The 17,241-nt window shown below is 52.2% G+C and carries 13 protein-coding genes; 8 read left to right on the forward strand and 5 right to left on the reverse strand.

The genetic code is table 11. The annotated features are described in order from the left end of the window. Window positions 1-16 precede the first annotated feature (16 nt). Window positions 17-913, reverse strand: a complete 897-nt coding sequence (locus tag AWM70_RS01530; RefSeq protein ID WP_068693745.1) for an SDR family oxidoreductase — start codon at window positions 911-913, stop codon at window positions 17-19. A 180-nt stretch (window positions 914-1,093) separates the two neighbouring features. Between AWM70_RS01530 and AWM70_RS01535 the strand changes: the two genes are divergently transcribed. The 5 genes from AWM70_RS01535 (at window position 1,094) to ybaK (ending at window position 6,210) form a co-directional block, all read left to right on the forward strand. Beyond that, window positions 1,094-1,741 carry a TetR/AcrR family transcriptional regulator gene (locus tag AWM70_RS01535; RefSeq protein WP_068693748.1) on the forward strand — a complete coding sequence of 216 codons (648 nt, stop codon included), beginning with the start codon at window positions 1,094-1,096 and terminating at the stop codon, window positions 1,739-1,741. Between the two features lie 139 nt (window positions 1,742-1,880). After that, entirely contained in the window at window positions 1,881-2,384 is a 504-nt protein-coding gene (locus AWM70_RS01540; protein WP_068693750.1) for a hypothetical protein, read from the forward strand. A 231-nt stretch (window positions 2,385-2,615) separates the two neighbouring features. After that, window positions 2,616-4,904 (forward strand): 5-methyltetrahydropteroyltriglutamate--homocysteine S-methyltransferase, encoded by a 2,289-nt coding sequence (metE, locus tag AWM70_RS01545; protein ID WP_068693752.1) that lies wholly within the window; start codon window positions 2,616-2,618, stop codon window positions 4,902-4,904. A 387-nt stretch (window positions 4,905-5,291) separates the two neighbouring features. After that, window positions 5,292-5,708 carry a GNAT family N-acetyltransferase gene (locus AWM70_RS01550; RefSeq protein WP_068693754.1) on the forward strand — a complete coding sequence of 139 codons (417 nt, stop codon included), beginning with the start codon at window positions 5,292-5,294 and terminating at the stop codon, window positions 5,706-5,708. A gap of 19 nt (window positions 5,709-5,727) precedes the next feature. Then, window positions 5,728-6,210: a Cys-tRNA(Pro) deacylase gene (ybaK, locus tag AWM70_RS01555; protein ID WP_068693756.1), complete on the forward strand. Its 483-nt coding sequence runs from the start codon at window positions 5,728-5,730 to the stop codon at window positions 6,208-6,210. A 363-nt stretch (window positions 6,211-6,573) separates the two neighbouring features. On the opposite strand, the gene AWM70_RS01560 is transcribed toward ybaK, so the two are convergent. Next, entirely contained in the window at window positions 6,574-9,204 is a 2,631-nt protein-coding gene (locus tag AWM70_RS01560) for a discoidin domain-containing protein (protein WP_068693758.1), read from the reverse strand. Window positions 9,205-9,581: 377 nt separating this feature from the next. On the opposite strand from AWM70_RS01560, the gene ppk1 reads away from it, so the two are divergent. Then, window positions 9,582-11,663: a polyphosphate kinase 1 gene (ppk1, locus tag AWM70_RS01565; protein WP_068693760.1), complete on the forward strand. Its 2,082-nt coding sequence runs from the start codon at window positions 9,582-9,584 to the stop codon at window positions 11,661-11,663. Here the strand turns inward: ppk1 and AWM70_RS01570 are convergent. Next, window positions 11,623-13,149, reverse strand: a complete 1,527-nt coding sequence (locus AWM70_RS01570) for a Ppx/GppA family phosphatase (RefSeq protein ID WP_068693762.1) — start codon at window positions 13,147-13,149, stop codon at window positions 11,623-11,625. The genes ppk1 and AWM70_RS01570 overlap by 41 nt on opposite strands. A 272-nt stretch (window positions 13,150-13,421) precedes the next feature. On the opposite strand from AWM70_RS01570, the gene AWM70_RS01575 reads away from it, so the two are divergent. Continuing rightward, window positions 13,422-14,525 carry an FAD:protein FMN transferase gene (locus AWM70_RS01575; protein WP_068693763.1) on the forward strand — a complete coding sequence of 368 codons (1,104 nt, stop codon included), beginning with the start codon at window positions 13,422-13,424 and terminating at the stop codon, window positions 14,523-14,525. Window positions 14,526-14,610: 85 nt separating this feature from the next. Further along, window positions 14,611-15,546, forward strand: a complete 936-nt coding sequence (locus AWM70_RS01580) for a glycoside hydrolase family 25 protein (RefSeq protein ID WP_068693765.1) — start codon at window positions 14,611-14,613, stop codon at window positions 15,544-15,546. 99 nt (window positions 15,547-15,645) lie between these two features. On the opposite strand, the gene AWM70_RS01585 is transcribed toward AWM70_RS01580, so the two are convergent. Then, entirely contained in the window at window positions 15,646-16,842 is a 1,197-nt protein-coding gene (locus AWM70_RS01585; RefSeq protein ID WP_068693767.1) for a cation:proton antiporter, read from the reverse strand. Window positions 16,843-17,031: 189 nt separating this feature from the next. After that, window positions 17,032-17,232 (reverse strand): CLC_0170 family protein, encoded by a 201-nt coding sequence (locus tag AWM70_RS24250; protein ID WP_068693769.1) that lies wholly within the window; start codon window positions 17,230-17,232, stop codon window positions 17,032-17,034. Between the last annotated feature and the right edge of the window lie 9 nt (window positions 17,233-17,241).

Here is a 17,241-nt window from a genome sequence, read left to right on the forward strand (position 1 = left end):
AGGCGGGTTGGCCTTATCAGTTCTTGAAATAATGCCCCTGTTCGAGATCTTCGATTAAGCCAGGTTCTTTAGGCTGCCACTCCAAACGCTGCTGCGTGAGTGCGCTGGAGGTCGGGTTATCGGCGGAGGCGAAAGCGCCGAGGAAACCGAAATGAGCGTCCGCATCTTCGCGCGGAATGCTGACGACCGGTACGCCCAAATGCCGGCTGATGACCCCTGCGATGTCGCGGAAGGGTATCCCCTCATCCCCAACCCCATGAAAGATGGAACCCGCCGGTGCCTGTTCGAGCGCCAGCCGGAACAAACGGGCGGCATCCAGGCGGTGTACGGCTGGCCAGCGGTTGGACCCGTCGCCGACATATGCGGCGGCACCTTTGGTACGGGCGACGCCGATCAGGTAGGAGACAAATCCATGGTCGCCTTCCCCGTGGACGGAAGGAGAAAGGCGGACAACAGAGGAACGCACGCCGCGTTTGGCGAACGCCAGTGTCGTATTTTCCGATGCGCCCCGGGCACGCTGTCCGGCAACGATTTCTTCCGTTCCGGTTGTACCCGGAGGAGTAACGCCTAACATCATCAAAGTCCCCGAAGTATTCACGAAGGGTTTGCCGGACCCTTCAAGGGCGGCCCCTATGGTTTCGACGGCGCGGAGATCGGCTGCCAGAGCACCCTCATAATCCGAAAAATCATGCTTGAATGCCAGATGAATAACGCCGTCGGCCGAAGCGGCTCCGCTGCGCAGACTGTCAAGATCGTCAAGACTCCCGTGGTGAGCTTCGGCTCCCGCTGCAGCCAGCTCGGCCGCAGCCTTGTCAGAACGGGCAAGCCCGACAACTTGATGGCCGGCGCTAATAAGCTCTTTTATTACGGCAGATCCAATAAATCCGGTCGCTCCTGTAACAAAAACACGCATGAATTTGCGCCTCCTTAATTTTAGGTTGATAAACAAGAGTGGATACAGGATTGATTATAGAGCTTAACCTTGATAAGGTAAACTATTTTTATTAAATAAGTTAATTTATTAAGAAGCATTTATGATACCTCCCATTTTCGTTATAATAGGATTTATGAGTCTCAAAGGAGGATTTAGGCCGTGAGAAAAGCCGTCAGCAGGGATCAATATCTCTTGAAAATAAAGCCCGTTATCAGGCATACCAAATTCAGCCAATTAAAAATAGATGAAATCGCCAAATATTTGGACATCAGCAAAGTGACGCTGTATAAGCATTTTTCCTCCAAAGACGAGATCATGCAGGAAATTGTAGATTATTCGGTCAATTTTCTGCATGAGGTGGATCAGGTGGTACAGGATGAATCCCTTTCGTACATTAAACGGTTCCAGAAGACGTTTATCGAGTCGCTTGTCTGCGTCATTTACATTACGGATTTGTTTCTGGACGATCTAAAGGAGTTTTATCCGCATCACTTTGACGATCTTTCCGCCGCTATGCAGGATAGAAACAAAAAGCTGGAGGTATTCTTTGAATCAGGAATGGAGCAGGGGATCTTCAACCGGATGAATGCGGTGCTGTTTATGGTTCAGGATGACGCCGTGCTGCGGCGCTTAGTGGAGCCGTCTTTTTCCATCCAATATGATGTAACGCTCAAGCAAGCTGTCATGGACTTTTATCAGATGAAAAAGTATCAGCTGCTAAAACCCGAATATTTGGATCAGGCAGACGATTCCTCAGTGGAAAAACGTGTCGTTCAGATTTTGCAAACCGTTTCCGTCAATTATTAATTATTAGGCAAAAAGGCTCCTTCGGGGAGCTTTTTCTTTGCCTTGACAAAAGTAAATAAATGGGATTCAATGAATGAGATTGCTTGATCTGCCAAAGGGAATTAAACCATCTTAAAGAAACTGCAAAGGGGGACATCCTATGAAGATCAGTAAAGGACGGTTGTTCCTTATCCTATTTCTCCTTATTATGCTTGGAGTACATATTTATAATCTGGGAGTGGTCGACTGGTTTCGAACTTATTCTTTGGATCAGGTGCTGATCAACAAAGTTCAGGATAACGGCGTAGACCGTATGCTCTTAGTTCATAACCCAGATACATCCATAGAAACAGATACATCCATAGAAGATCCGCAGGTCATCCAGAACTTCCTTAACAGCTTTGATGATGTTCGCCTAAGGAAGATAAAAGACTTCCATAAACATGGGGAAAGCATGGGCTATTTTTATATGTTTACAGATAAACGAGATCATACGGAACAAAACGGGCTTTATTTATATGGTGAGAATGGAATCGTAAAATACCTGGAAGTCATGGATGCCCAAAAGACCAAAAACGCGCTGAGTTCCTACAAGATCATTGGCGGCAATGTCGATTATAAAGCGATTAAAGAAGTTATAAGCCAATCCAAGGAAATCAACTAGCGGGGCAGTCCAATAACGTTAAATAGTTTTCTCGCATGCGCGCAGCTCCGTACAGCTGACTGCACGTTATTTTTATGGTTTGATATAGTTTTTAATTATAACCGGCTATATCTTTTAGGATTTACCCTATATCCAGGAAACTATGCTATTTTGAGTTTAACAAGAAAAGCGGACGACGGCAGGCCTGCAGGAACCGCTCAAGACCATCTCAATATAGAGGAGTGTTTCCGAATGAGAAGCAGCAATTTAGGATACCCGCGCATCGGTCAAAACCGGGAGTGGAAAAAAGCCATCGAGGCCTATTGGGCCGGCAAGCTGGAGGAGCAGGAGCTGCACAGCGAGCTGGAATCCATTCGTCTCGGGAACTTGAAGCTTCAGCAGGAGCAGGGGATTGACCTGATTCCTGTAAATGATTTTACTTATTACGATCATGTACTGGATACGGCTGTCATGTTCGGATTGGTGCCAAGTCGGTTTGCCTGGACGGGAGGGCAGGTCGACCTTGCCACCTATTACGCGATAGCCCGGGGGAACAAGGAAGCCACCGCCTCCGAAATGACAAAATGGTTCAACACGAATTATCACTATATCGTGCCGGAGATTACGGCGGATCTGCAGCCGGTTCTGACGGTCAACCGTCCGCTTGAAGCATACCGGGAAGCCAAAACCAAGCTGGGCATTGAAGGCAAGCCGGTGCTTCTTGGCCTGTTTACGCTGCTGAAGCTGTCCAAAGGGTATGAAGCCGAGCAGTTCTCGGCCTGGGTGGACCGCCTGCTTCCGCTATACGGACAAGTGCTGGCCGAGCTGGAGCGGGAGGGCGTACAGTGGGTGCAAATCGACGAGCCTGCCCTGGTGGCGACGCTTACGTCCGAAGAGCTGGCAGAGGTCCAGCATATCTACGGGTCTTTGAGTAAACAGCTGTCCGGCTTGAAAGTGCTGGTTCAAACCTATTTTGAAGCTGTGGATCACTACAAGGAAATCGTAGCTTTGCCGGTGCAGGGCATCGGTCTCGACTTCGTTCATGACCGCGGGCAAAATCTGCGCTCCGTGCTGGAGCAGGGTTTCCCGGGCGACAAGGTGCTTGGAGCAGGCGTGATTGATGGCAGAGGCATTTGGAAATCCGATCTGGCCGCCAAACTTGAGCTGCTGGATGCCTTGAAGCAGAAAGTAGCGGCGGATCGCCTTCTCGTTCAGCCTTCCAGCAGCCTGCTGCATGTCCCTGTGACGGCGGCTCAGGAGCAGAAGCTGGACCCGGTCCTCCAAGACGCGCTTGCTTTCGCCAATGAAAAAATCACCGAGCTTGTGCTGCTCACCCAAGCCGGCCGCAAAGGCGCTTCAGCCGTCAGCGCCGAACTGGCTGCGGCGGACCGCGGCCGCAAGGCGCTTCAGCAGTCGCCGGCCAGAAATAAAACGGCTGTACGCCAGCGTACTGCCGAGGCGGCGGCCCAACCTGCCGAAAGAACGGCCGATGTGGAGACTCGCCGCAAGCTGCAGCAGGACAAGTTCCAGCTTCCGCTGCTTCCGACAACCACGATCGGCAGCTTCCCGCAGACGCCGGAGGTCCGCAGCGCCAGATTGAAATGGCGCAAGGGCGAGTGGAGTCCTCAGCGTTATGAAACGTTCATCAAGGAGCAGATCCAGGACTGGATCCGTATTCAGGAAGAGCTGGAGCTGGACGTACTTGTGCATGGAGAGTTTGAGCGGACGGACATGGTGGAATTTTTCGGAGAGAAGCTGGAAGGGTTTGCTTTCACATCGCTGGGCTGGGTGCAGTCCTATGGCTCCCGCTGCGTGAAGCCGCCGATCATTTACGGGGATATCGAGTTCACCGCGCCAATGACGGTCGCCGAGACCGTATACGCTCAATCGCTAACCCAAGCTCCGGTGAAAGGCATGCTGACCGGTCCGGTTACGATCCTCAACTGGTCGTTTGTGCGGGATGATCTGTCCCGCGAAGAGGTCGCTTATCAGATTGCGCTGGCCCTGCGGGAAGAGGTGGAGGCGCTAGAAGCAGCCGGCATCGGGATGATCCAGGTGGATGAACCGGCTCTGCGCGAAGGGCTTCCGCTCAAACGCGAGCAGTGGCCGCATTATCTGGACTGGGCGGTCAAGGCGTTCCGGCTGTCCACGACAACGGTTAAGGATGAAACGCAAATCCATACCCATATGTGTTACAGCGAATTTAACGACATCATCGAAGCGATCAGCGCTTTGGATGCGGACGTCATTTCGATCGAAACCTCGCGCAGTCACGGCGAGCTGATCGAAAGCTTCGAGAAATATACGTATGACAAAGGCATCGGTCTTGGCGTCTACGACATTCACAGCCCGCGTGTGCCTGCGGTGGAGGAAATGACCTCCATGATCGACCGTGCTCTGCGGGTGCTGAAGCCGTCCCAATTCTGGATCAATCCGGACTGCGGCCTGAAGACACGCAAAGATGAAGAAACGGTGCTGGCGCTGAGAAACATGGTGGAAGCCACTCGCCTCAGCCGTGAGAAATACGGCGTTAAAGCCTGATTTTCAGGCAAATTCACGCCAAATAGAAAGCGGGTTCCGGATAACGCCGGGGCCTGCTTTTCTTTTGTCTTTTCAGGTTCTAAGCTCAGCTTCTAAGCTCTATTAGCCATCCCAAGAAGGCAGCACATCCGTGGTGGTGTTGATCATCGAATTTCCTGCATGAAGATGGGCAGTGCAGCTTTCGTCATGTCAACAAATGAAATAATATGGATAGGGAAAGCAGCTGCCGCTGTATGCAGGATTATCGGAGGCCGGACGAGGATCCAAACATCATCCAAACATAATCCAAGCCGGGATGCCGGTCTTGGTGCAGCGCCGGAATAATGACGGGATGCTGCGGCAGTGAATGGGTTCAAAGACAATGTAGCCAAGAAAGGAGGGGTTTTTATGTCAATCGAAAAAATCTCCAAGGAGCTTGCCTGGCAGCTGCGGCACGAAGTGATGTGGCCGGACAAGCCTCTTGATTACGTCAAGCTGACAGACGATGATGCGGGCGTCCATTATGGGCTTTTTGAAGAAGGAAAGCTGCTGTCGGTGGTATCCTTGTTCTTAAAAGGGCCTGAAGCCCAATTCCGCAAATTTGCTACAAAGAAGAACGAGCAGGGCAAAGGGCATGGAAGCAGGCTGCTGGCGCATGTGCTTGAAGAAGCCCGGACGGCTGGAGCCAAACGTATTTTCTGCAATGCCCGCTCAGAGAAGGCGCCTTTTTATGAGAAGTTCGGACTGCTTAAGACAGAGGAAGAATTCGAGAAGGGCGGCAAAAGGTATGTGGTCATGGAGAAGGCAGGGGAGAAGGAGCAATGAGCGATAGGGGGAGAAAATAATGGCTGAAGGCAAAACCAATGCCATGCGGCAGCTCGACAAATCAAACATTCCGTACGAAGTGCTGAGCTACGAGCACGAGGATGGGCAGATTCACGGCACAGCCGTGGCCGAGAAAATCGGCAGACCGCAGGAGTCCGTCTTTAAAACGCTGGTGGCCCACCAAGGCAGCCAAATTTACGTTTATGTCATTCCGGTAGCGGAGGAGCTTGATTTGAAGAAAGCAGCCAAAGCCGCCGGCGTCAAAAAGATCGAGATGCTGCCCGTGAAGGACCTGCTTAAATGGACGGGGTATATCCGTGGCGGCTGTTCTCCAGTCGGCATGAAAAAGCTGTACCCGACCTTTATTGATGCCAGTGCCGAAGGGCTGGAGAACATTGCAGTCAGTGCGGGAAGAATAGGCACGCAAATCGAGCTGAACCCGCAGCAGCTGGCGGCGCAGGTGAAAGCAAAGTTTATTCCCTTAATCAAGGGAGAAGGTTAGTAAAAGGTCCGACTCCCTCTATAAGAGGCTTAACCGCTTCTCCGGACAGCTGTATCAGATCTTCCGAGGAAAAATGAGTGTCGATGTGGACATGGGAAAGTCTCCTCTCGGAAAAAAGGGATCATGGCTAAGTTGGTTAATAGTGTAACTAAATGGCGGGAAGTAGGGGCAACGGTCACAACGTTCCTGTGAAGTCATTATATTCCCCTGCGTACTTCAGAAAGCAGCTAGCGATCCGGCTTGAACGGGCTTAAAGCCGGGTGAACCTGCAGCTTTGGCTGTTTTCCATTACAAAAGAGGGGTCTCCAAGTGGAATGGAGACCCCTCTTTCGATTTATTCAGCTATGTGCGGCCAGGCTGAGGTCAAGGATACACGTTCAGTTCATGAATCGACCACCAGCTGGTGCTGGTCCCGGTTTGTACGATCCGGATGTATCTCGCATTTTGCGGCGTGAAGGTAGCGGTGATCACAGGACCGTTCCCCGTGCCTGTCGCAATCGCGCTGCCAAAACTGGTGCCGTCGTTCGATACATAAATCTCGTATCCGCGTGCATAGTCATCGCCGCTGCCCGTGGAGTCCATGACGATTTTACTGAAGCTGCTCGCGGTCTTCATGTCGATCGTCAAAGACTGGCCCGGTGCCATCGGTGCGCCTGTGCTCCAGCGGGTGGCGGGGTTGCCGTCGAACAGGCTAGCCGGCAGGTCGCCGCTGGAAGGCGCCGAGGAAGCCGTCCAGCCATTACGGGCAAGCGGCGTATCCGAGGAGCTGGCGGTGGTGCCATACACGTTCAGTTCATGGATCGACCACCAGCTGGATGAAGTGCCGGTCTGCACGATTTTGATATACCGGGCATTTTGCGCGGTAAAGCTCACGTCGATTACAGGACCGCTTCCGGTTCCAGCTGCCGCCGGATTGCCCCAGGTACTGCCGTCATTGGATAAATAAATCTGGTAGCCGCGGGCATAATCGCCGTCGCTGCCGGTCGAGTCCATTTTGATCGAATTCACGTTGTAAGCCTGGTTCATATCGATCGTCAAGGATTGACCCGAAGCCATTGGCGCCCCTGTGCTCCAGCGGGTTGCTGTATTGCCGTCAAACAGATTTGCGGCGGAATCGCCGCTGGAAGGATCAGAGACGGCCGTCCAGCCGGTGCGGTCCAGCGCAGTTCCGCCTGGATTGGTGCCTCCGTCTCCCGGATTTTCGCTGCCGTTCCCGGCAAATTCATTAAGCGTCTGCCGCATGGCCGAGGCCGGACTGTTCGCATATACGCGGCCGCCGGTGTTATTGACAATGTGGGTAATTTCGCTTCCAGGCGTGCCGTTAAGCCAGATGGTTGTGGCGTGATGGATTTTGACGCCCGGCGTATTAGGCACCTCGATTGCGCTGTTCAGCTTGACGGCCGCATCCCGGAAATAAGAGTAGATGCCAAGCCCCCAGGCTTCATGGCTGGTTACCGAGTCGGCCACCTTGTAGGAGGCATAGCCGTTCACCGCTCCGCCGTTCGACATCCAGGCTGCCTGGTTTGGAACATCGTACGGGATTTCCGATTGATAGAAATACAGACGGCCGCCATTGCCGTTCCATACCGTTTGATATTCGTTGTGGTGTTCGTTAAACAGGCCGTACAGGGTAACATCGGCCCCGTTTACGATCAGGCCGTTTTTGGACACGTTGCTGGTCCAGCCGGCTCCCGTGCCGTGATCGGCACGCCAGATCCAGAAATGATCGCCGATGACGTCGCGGCTGTTGATGACCAGGCCGGCATCTGTGCGGCCGTTTGAAGCGCCGCCGATCCGGAAGGTAAGATCGTGCAGCGAAGTCGGATTGGCGGCATGGCCGGCGCTGCTGCCGGCAGGACCTACTTCAAGCAGGCTTGAAGTATTCGCCGGACCGGCGTCAAAGGTCAATCCGGCAATTTTGACGCCGTCTACATCCGCTACCGACATGACCGGTTTCCCATTGTCCGGCACGAGGGTCGGAATACCGATGCCAAGCACGACTGTGTTGGGATTCGCAATGCGGATCGTGTCGTTTAAGTGGAAGAAACCAGGGGTGAACAGCAGGTTTTTGCCTTGGGCAAGAGCCGCGTTAATCGAATCCGCAGTAGCCGTTTCCGGTTTGGCGATATAGAACTGATCGATGGACAAGGAAGAACCCGGCGTGGAGCCGTTCGCCCAGCTGACCCCCTTGGAGTTGGACTGCAGCGCAGGCACGAACACCCGGTATTGGCCGGCGTTATCTATATAGAGATAAGGTTTCTCCCGCATAACCGGTGTTCGGTCTATCACGGTATACGGAGGTTCCGGGAACTGTCCCGAAGGCGCGTTTGTATCGCCTACGAATACCATATTCCAAACGCCGTTGTTCCAGGAGCCGTACAGATTGTTGCGAGAGAACCACTGCTGCTGGGACGCCGGCACAACCGTTCCGTCGACGATGGAGTCCGCCAGAAAGCCGCCGCTGGCCCAGCCGGCATTCCAATTGGAGTCGAAGTCAAACAGGTCCAACTCGCCTTTAATGTGCAGCCGTCTAAGCGGCGCTGCCTGGGATACGGCGATTTGGGTAACGCCACTGGAAGGAGCGATGGTCAGGTTCTCGATAGTGCGCCAGAAATTACGGGTGGCGTTGCCGTTGTCCCAATCGGCGTTGACGTTTAACCCGCCGTTGATCGTTACGTCCCCGGGATTCTGCCCTAGCCCGGCTACGTGGGTGTTGAAGCCTACATTGAAATTAATATTATAAGACCCTGGTTTGAATAATAAAGCGTTTCGCTGGGAGCCAAACTCGTTGGATTCCTGAACGGCAAATACAGAGTTGACCGTGTTCTGAATATCGGAAGCCGGCATAGAAGGGTCGAATACATAGACGTTAGGGCCAAAGATAGTGGAATTGGCATCGCTGATCGAAGCTGCATGGGAAAAACCGGGATCAGCCGCAAGGAACCCCACCGTCATGACCAGACTGGAAACGACGGACACTGCTTTTCTGAACATAATTGTCTCCTCCCGTAATAGGTTTTGATAAACCGCTTGGACTTGACCAGAACAGATCTTAAATAGTAGGTAAGCGTTTGCAAAATGCTGAAGTATCCTCTCCTTTCCTCATCAAACCCTATTTAATCATGAAAGCGTTTCCCAAGCTGCACAGCTATTATATCTAAATTTGTAAGAAATAGGGGGTTGATTTTTTTAAGGAGTTTTTAGATTCCGGAGGTATTTAATCCTGTTGTTCTTAAAACTCCGTTTACATAAAATTAACATTCGTTTTACACTGCCCTAACACGAACTGCAAGTCTGCAAAGTACAATTACATAGTTAAGCTGATTAATAGAGTAAATGCAATCATTTATGCTGACATTCGGAGGACCGATATGTTAAGAGAAATAAACACCGGAAAATATGTAAACCGGGATCTGAGCTGGGTGGAGTTCAACAGACGTGTGCTGCAGGAGGCCCAGGACACTGATACGCCGCTGCTGGAGCGCCTGAAGTTTCTTGGCATTGTAGCCAGCAATCTGGATGAGTTCATGGCCGTCCGCGTTGCCGAAACGATGGAGAAGATCAAGGCCGGCTTTACGCAAAAAGATTTTACGGGATACGCTCCCTCGGGTTTATACCGAAGGCTGGTCAAACGGATCAAACAGATGACGGCGGAGCAGTACAAGAGTTACCGGGATCTGACGCGTCTGCTCGCCAAGAAGGGGATTGTTTTTCAGGAATATGAGGCGCTTAATGCGACCCAGCAGAAGGCTCTGGATCATTACTTTCATGATATTATCTTTCCGGTGCTTACGCCGATGGCGGTAGATCAGAGCCGGCCGTTTCCGCTTGTGCATCCGAAATTTGTATATTTATCGGTTTTGCTTCGCAAAGAGGAGGCGGAGGATGAGGAAGAGAGCTTTTTTGCGATTGTGCAGGTGCCATCCAATGTGCCGCGGGTCGTTCCCGTGCCGCTGCGTGCGAACAGCAAACGCAAATCCTTCATCCTGATCGAAGAATTGATCAAACATCATATCCATACGCTGTTTATCGGTTATACGCCGCTTGCCGTTCATGAGTTCAGGTTAACCCGGAATGCCGATTTGACCATCAACGAAGAAGAGGCGGAGGATTTGCTGGAGGAAATTGAAAAAGAGCTTCGCCGCCGCAGGCGCGGAGCGCCCGTCCGGCTGGAGGTCGAGAAAGGCATTCACCCGGATGCGCTTGCCGAGCTGCAGGAGGAGTTCGAGCTGGAGGACATTTACGAAATCGACGGTCCGCTTGATTTAAGTTACCTGATCGGTTTTGCCGATAGCCTGGAGGGTTTCTCCCATTTGAAATATCCGCCGGTCCAGCCGGTATATCCGCAGGAGTTTGCGCCGCAAGAAAGTCATTTTGAAGTGCTGCGCAGGCAGGACGTGCTGGTCTACCATCCCTATGAATCGTTTGATGCGGTGACTGATTTTGTACAGGAAGCTGCCGAAGATCCGAAAGTCATGGCGATCAAAATGACGCTTTATCGGGTTAATGGCGACTCGCAGCTGATTCCGGCTTTGGCGCACGCCGCGGAATGCGGCAAGCAGGTAACGGTCGTTGTTGAGCTTAAAGCCCGTTTTGATGAGGAACGGAATATCGCCTGGGCGAGAAAGCTGGAGAAGGCCGGCTGTCATGTTGTTTATGGCCTTGTTGGATTAAAGACCCATGCTAAGATTATTTTGGTGGTTCGCCGCGAGCAGCAAGGGCTCCGCCGCTATGTGCATGTGGGAACCGGCAACTACAATGCCAGCACAGCCAGAGTGTATACCGACGTAGGGCTGTTCACCTCGAATCCGGTCATTGGCGACGACGCCTCGGAGCTGTTTAATGAAATTACCGGGTTCTCCGGCCCCAAAAATCTTAAGGCGCTGCGCATTGCGCCAACTGGCCTTAAGGACGAGCTGTTCCGCCTGATCCGGCGGGAAGCGGAGCATGCCCGCAACGGCAAGAAAGCCCGGATGATCGCCAAGATCAACTCCTTATCCAATCAGGACATGATTGATGAGCTTTATCTGGCTTCCCAAGCAGGCGTGCAGATCGAGCTGATCGTCAGGGGGGTGTGCTGCCTGCGTCCCGGTGTAGAGGGACTGAGCGAGAATATCAGGGTCATCAGCATCGTGGACCGGTTCCTGGAGCACAGCCGGATCTTTTATTTCGAGAACGACGGCAGTCCGGAAGTCTTCCTCTCCAGTGCAGACTGGATGACACGAAATCTCAAGCGGCGTATCGAGCTGATGTGTCCAGTCTTTGATCCGGCCACGAAAGAGATGGTGATCCATATTCTGAAGCTGATGCTGCGGGATAATGTCAAGGCAAGGGAACTGCAGGCGAGCGGGAATTATGTCTTTGTCCACAATGAAGAACCTCCGCTGCGCAGTCAGACGGAGGCGATGAACATTAATTATTGGAAGCCGCAAGATTTGACCACGTCAACTTGATCTTCCAAGCTTCTTCAAAGTCTTTGGAGGCTTCCTCCATACGGTTGTTTTGTACAAGCGACTCAGCGGTACAGTGCATCTGCACGTGCAGCGAGCCGTTTGCTGCTTCGACGGAAATCCTCTCCACAATCGGCGTAGACCGGATCGCTTTCGCAAGCGAAAGCAAGGAGCCCAGCCGATGAACCCGCTCCGTGTCGGAGGACTTCAAAATGTCGGCGTGCTGCTCGAGCAGCTGCGGCGTTCTCTTTTTCGGGTGATAATCGGCCGTTATCGCACTAAGCAGGGCTTCCCGGTGAGAGAGCCCGTAAATGCCCCCGTACATAATCCGGTAAACGGCATGCTGGCTGCTCTTATAGTAGTTGATCAGGATGCCGGACTCGCTGAGCATGGCAGCCGTATACATGACGGAGGTATCCCGAGCATCAGGCTTTTGCCGTTCCAGGGCTGTATAGATTTTGACCATATCCTCGTAAGCCGCAGTAAGAGAGGACTCCAGCACCGGCGGCCCAAAACAAAGGATATTCTGTACGCTTGTCTTCAGAGCATCGGCTACCACCGGCTCTTCGGGTGCAAACCAGTCCCGGAACAAGCCGTCGCGTAGTCCTGCCCCGCTGACGATATAGCGGTCGGCCTGAATGGCATGGAAGATCGTCTGCAGAATCAGCAGGCCGGGCACGATCAGATCGGCGCGGTCCTTGGACAAGCCGGGCAGCTTTTTGCGGAAAGAAGAGCTTTCAAACGGCAGCAGTTCGGCCATTTCATCGACGGTTTTCCCTTCCATTTCATAATGATGAACAGCCGGAAGGGAATATTTGATCTGGCGCTGATGCATTTTGGCAAGCGTCCGGATCGTTCCGCCCAGGCCGATCAGTGGAAGGCCCATATTGCTTTGCGGCCAGCCCAGCGGTTCAAGGGCCTGACGGATTTCCGCCCGCAGCGCTTCAACCTGGCTCTTCTCCCATTGCTCCCCTGCGGCGAACCGGGTGAGCCCGTTAACGGCTCCAAGCGGGATCGAGATGCTGTGCAGCAGCTTCCGGTTCCTGAACAGCGTCAGCTCCGTGCTGCCGCCCCCGATATCCACGATCATGCCGTCCTGAACATCCATCGACTGGAGAACGCCAAGAAAGCCGTAATAGGCTTCCTGCTCGCCGCTTACCCGTTCAATGACTAGGCCGGTGCCGGCTTCAAGCCAGCCGATGATTTCTTCCGCGTTAACCGCATTGCGGATGGCGGCTGTAGCGGCCGCGCGGATATGCGTGGTCCGGAACTCCTGGCAGATCATCTTGAACTGATTGAGTATCTGGATGGTCGCCTCCAGGCGGCCGTGCGGAATCGTTCCGTCCGATTCGACCTCCCGGCTTAAGCGGGCCGAATATTTATTTTCATAGATGATCCGGTAGCACCCGCCGGGTTTAATTTCATAGATGACCAGCCGGATTGAGTTGGAGCCGATATCAATGATTCCAATGTTTGAGTGGTGTTTCATAACGTTCTCCTTATAAATCGAATTCACTTATTTCTTCTAGCTTACCCCTCATCGGAGGGAACAAACCTTTCTCTATATTATTTCATATTGACGCTAAGAGAGAAAGAATGAAGAACTCCGGTTATCCGAATTTGAGAGGATTTAAGAGACTGGATAATAGATCTAAATCATTCAAATTTGAAGGGATAAAAGTGACAAATGTCTCATCGTCCGCCTGAAACGGCATGTTAAGATAGCCGGGAAAAGATGGATCAGAAGGTGGTGGGTCAAACATGACCAACAAAAGAGGCAGACGTTTCTCCATTTATATTATGATTTTGGTTTTATTGTCCGGGTTTACGGCGGCGGCGGTATACGGGGTGAAATCCTTCGGGAAACCGGACTCCGCTTCGCCAGCGAAAAGTACCGCTCATTCACCGGTGTTTTCCCAAACCTATTATATTTATGACACGGTTGTAAATATCAAGCTCTATGGGGATAAGGCGTCACAGCGCAATCTGGATGATATCAAGCCATTGCTGGAGCGTCTTGATAGGGAGCTGAGTCGAACGAAAGAAGGCGGCGATATCTATGAGGTTAACCGTCTTGCGGGCGTAGAGGCCGTCCCCGTTTCGGACGAAACGCTGGAAGCCGTCAAGCAGTCTCTCGCCTACGCCAAGGAAATGGACGGCCTGTTTGATCCGACTATCGGCCCGCTTGTAGATTTGTGGGGTATCGGCACGGAGAAAGCCCGCGTTCCCAAGCAGCAGGAAATCGACGAAGTGCTGAAGCTGATTAATTATAAAGAGGTACAGATAGATGATACCGCTAAAACGATCAAGCTCCCCTGCAGAGGAATGGTGCTGGATCTTGGCGGCATCGGCAAAGGTTATGCAGCGGATAAAGTGGCTGATTATTTGCGGAGCCAGGGCATTACGAGTGCGCTGATCGATTTGGGCGGCAGCAGCATCATCACCCTGGGAACCAAACCGGACGGTTCGCTTTGGAATATCGGCCTCCAGGATCCGGATCAAAGCAGAGGCACGCAGCTGGGCACCATCAAGATCAATAACGAAGTGATTGATGATTCCGGCGTTTACGAACGTTTCTTTATGCAGGACGGGATACGCTACCATCATATTCTGGATCCGCGAACCGGGTTCCCTGCCCAGAACGGGATTAAAAGCTTGACCATTATGAGTCCGAATGCAACAGATGCCGATGCTTTATCAACCGGCGTATTTCTGATGGGCGTACAGGACGGGCTGACTTATCTGGAGGCGCTGCCGGAGAAGATTGAAGCCTTCTTCGTAACGGACAACAATAAAATCTACGCAACGCCGGGACTCAAGAAACGGTTGAATATTACGGATAACACGTATTCTTTCGGCGAATGACGGTTATTTTTAGGAGAGAAGACAGGTTATAAGCACAGGCCAATTTCCCGGCGGCGGCATCTAATAGGATAGAAGGGGGGAGAGTATGCAGACTCGAAGCTCTGATTATGCTAAAGGAATTGATGTTTCGCACCATAATGGCACGGTGGATTGGCAGCGTGTGGCGGCCGGCGGATATTCGTTTGTTTTTGTCAAAGCAAGCGAAGGCACAAGCTACAAGGACCCCACGTTTGAGACCAACGTACGTGGAGCGAGACAGGCTGGTCTGCTTGTCGGGGCTTATCATTTCCTGAATGCGGCGAGCAGGCAGACGGCGATAGAGGAAGCAGCAAATTTTGCCGCGGCCATGTCGGCCGTAGGAGGCGCAGCCAGTCTGGATTTGCCGCCGGTGCTGGATTATGAAACCAATCCTTCGGGGATCAGTCAAAGCCAGCTGAATGAAGTGGCCAGGGCTTTTCTGACGGAAATCGAACGGATTACCTCAAGAAAACCTATTCTTTACACAGGCAATGACTTTGCACGGAATTTCTATACCCAATTCGGTGCTTATGACCTTTGGGTGGCCAGATACAGCACGCAGCCGCCTTGGAACGTACCAGCCTGGTCGGCATGGACATTTTGGCAGTACAGCCAGACTGGACGTGTTCCCGGCATTACGGGGGCGGCTGATTTAAATGTGTACAGCGGCTCGCAGACCGAGCTTAGAGCTTGGGCGGCTGGTCAATCAGGCGGAAAGGATGTGGATGATATGGCAACTCTGGAAGAGCTGCAGCGGGTTATTCAAGCCCAGGAGGCCCGAATAGCTGCCATGGAGAAGAAACTGAACATGTCCGGAAAGGAACCGCTTCCGTCTTGGGCGGAAGGCGCCGTTATTGCGGGCAAAGCGGCCGGAGCGATTACGACGTCGGCGGATAAAAGCATTCCGGACCTGATCGCCCTGCAAATGCTGAAAAATTTAGGTTTGCTTGATCCGGATGTGCTGCGGGCGATCCGAGCGCTCGCGAACAGTCAGAAATCTTGAGCGGATTCACGCTTATACAGAACAAACCGCAGAACCCGGCTTGCTTGGCAAGCAGGTTCTGCGGTTTGTTTGGTTTATTTCCAGTTTCGGATCATTATATTAATGGTCAGTTTGCTTGGATTTGTTTGATTCTGTTTGGGGCTGCCTCTCTCGGTCTTCACCGCGCGGGAAGGTTGCTTTCAGCAATGGCGGGGTCACGAGGGTAGTAATCATAACCACAATGACAACGGCTGTAAAATAAGCTTCGTCCAGAAGGCTCGATGCCAGCCCCGTTGCCGCCAGGATCAGCGCAACTTCGCCACGCGAAACCATACCGGCGCCGATTGCGGAGGAGGATTTGAGGGAGAAGCCGGTTAACTTTGCGCCGAGTCCGCCTCCGATCCATTTGGTCAGGATGGCCACAATACTGAGAACCACAATAATGCCAAGCTGTTCAAGCACGCCTTCAAAGCTGACCTTCAGGCCGATGCTGACAAAGAAGACAGGGACGAACAGCGCGTAAGCAATCGGTTCGATCCGGGCTTCAACTTTATGTTTCGAAGGGGTAACAGCAACAGCAATACCGGCAATAAAGGCGCCGATAATTCCGGCTACACCCATCATTTCAGCAAAATAAGAGAAGCCAAAGCAAACGATCAATCCGGCAGTGATTGCCGTTTCAGTTACTTTAAGTCTGCCGAACAATTTCATGACTAAAGGCACGAGCAGCCAGGCTGCAGCAATGGATACACCAAAGAAAATCAGCTTCTTGCCCGTAATCCATAACAGGGAATCCCCGCCGCTGCCTGCACCCAGGAAGCTGAGCATAAAAGCGAGCAGCAGAACGACTACGACGTCGTCAATGACGGCTGCGCCGAGAATAGCTGAGCCCTCGCGGGATTTCAGACGGTCCATTTCCTTTAAGCTTTGAACGGTAATACTGACGGAAGTAGCCGAGAGCAGCAGACCCAGGAATAAGGCATGAGACTGGCTGAGACCAAAGGCCAGAGCGGCGGCATAACCGCCAAACAAAGGCATCAGAATGCCGCCGAGAGCAACAGCCACGGCTGTCTTCCAGTTCTCTTTCAGCTGCTTCAGGTCGGTTTCAAGACCGGCAATAAACATCAACAGCAGTACGCCAATCTCAGAGAAAATATGGATCCAGTCGGCATCCTGTACCCATCCCAAGACGGCTGGCCCGACGATAATCCCCGAGATCAATTTGCCAAGCACGGAAGGCTGCCCCAGTCTGGCAGCCGCATGTCCGGCTAGTTTGGTTACGATTAGAATCAAACATAAGGTCAGTACGAATTCCACAACAAAACTCCTTCCCCAGCCCACAAAAAGAGAGCCAGCTAACGCAGGGAATCCGTAGGTTTTAGCCTGAAAAAAGGCATAAAGGAGCCTGCGTTGGCAGGCTCCTCCAGTTGTCGCTTTTTTTAAATTTAAGCTAATTATAACATGGATTCGCCTGAAAATAAAGCAAAAGCTGGTTATCATGACTTCCTACACCAGTAGGATTAGCAGAATATAACCCAGAAATAGGAGAAAGTTGATTCCCAGAAGAATGAACCCCAAAACCGAAGACAAAGTCCTCTCTTTATGCATTCCGTTTGCACGGTAGAAAGGGCGATCGAATAGAAGCAGGAAAATCCAGGAGCACATAAAGTTGATGATCAGATAAATCATCATTTTTGCGTATATCATATTCTTCTC

It is taken from the genome of Paenibacillus yonginensis, assembly GCF_001685395.1.
In the GTDB taxonomy this organism is placed as follows: Bacteria; Bacillota; Bacilli; order Paenibacillales; family Paenibacillaceae; genus Fontibacillus; species Fontibacillus yonginensis.

Bases quoted from the DNA above. Each gene is read 5' to 3' on its own strand.
- AWM70_RS01530 (WP_068693745.1), bottom strand. From the start codon at position 913: ATGCGTGTTTTTGTTACAGGAGCGACCGGATTTATTGGATCTGCCGTA.
- AWM70_RS01540 (WP_068693750.1), top strand. From the start codon at position 1,881: ATGAAGATCAGTAAAGGACGGTTGTTCCTTATCCTATTTCTCCTTATT.
- metE (WP_068693752.1), top strand. From the start codon at position 2,616: ATGAGAAGCAGCAATTTAGGATACCCGCGCATCGGTCAAAACCGGGAG.
- AWM70_RS01550 (WP_068693754.1), top strand. From the start codon at position 5,292: ATGTCAATCGAAAAAATCTCCAAGGAGCTTGCCTGGCAGCTGCGGCAC.
- ybaK (WP_068693756.1), top strand. From the start codon at position 5,728: ATGGCTGAAGGCAAAACCAATGCCATGCGGCAGCTCGACAAATCAAAC.
- AWM70_RS01560 (WP_068693758.1), bottom strand. From the start codon at position 9,204: ATGTTCAGAAAAGCAGTGTCCGTCGTTTCCAGTCTGGTCATGACGGTG.
- ppk1 (WP_068693760.1), top strand. From the start codon at position 9,582: ATGTTAAGAGAAATAAACACCGGAAAATATGTAAACCGGGATCTGAGC.
- AWM70_RS01570 (WP_068693762.1), bottom strand. From the start codon at position 13,149: ATGAAACACCACTCAAACATTGGAATCATTGATATCGGCTCCAACTCA.
- AWM70_RS01575 (WP_068693763.1), top strand. From the start codon at position 13,422: ATGACCAACAAAAGAGGCAGACGTTTCTCCATTTATATTATGATTTTG.
- AWM70_RS01580 (WP_068693765.1), top strand. From the start codon at position 14,611: ATGCAGACTCGAAGCTCTGATTATGCTAAAGGAATTGATGTTTCGCAC.
- AWM70_RS24250 (WP_068693769.1), bottom strand. From the start codon at position 17,232: ATGATATACGCAAAAATGATGATTTATCTGATCATCAACTTTATGTGC.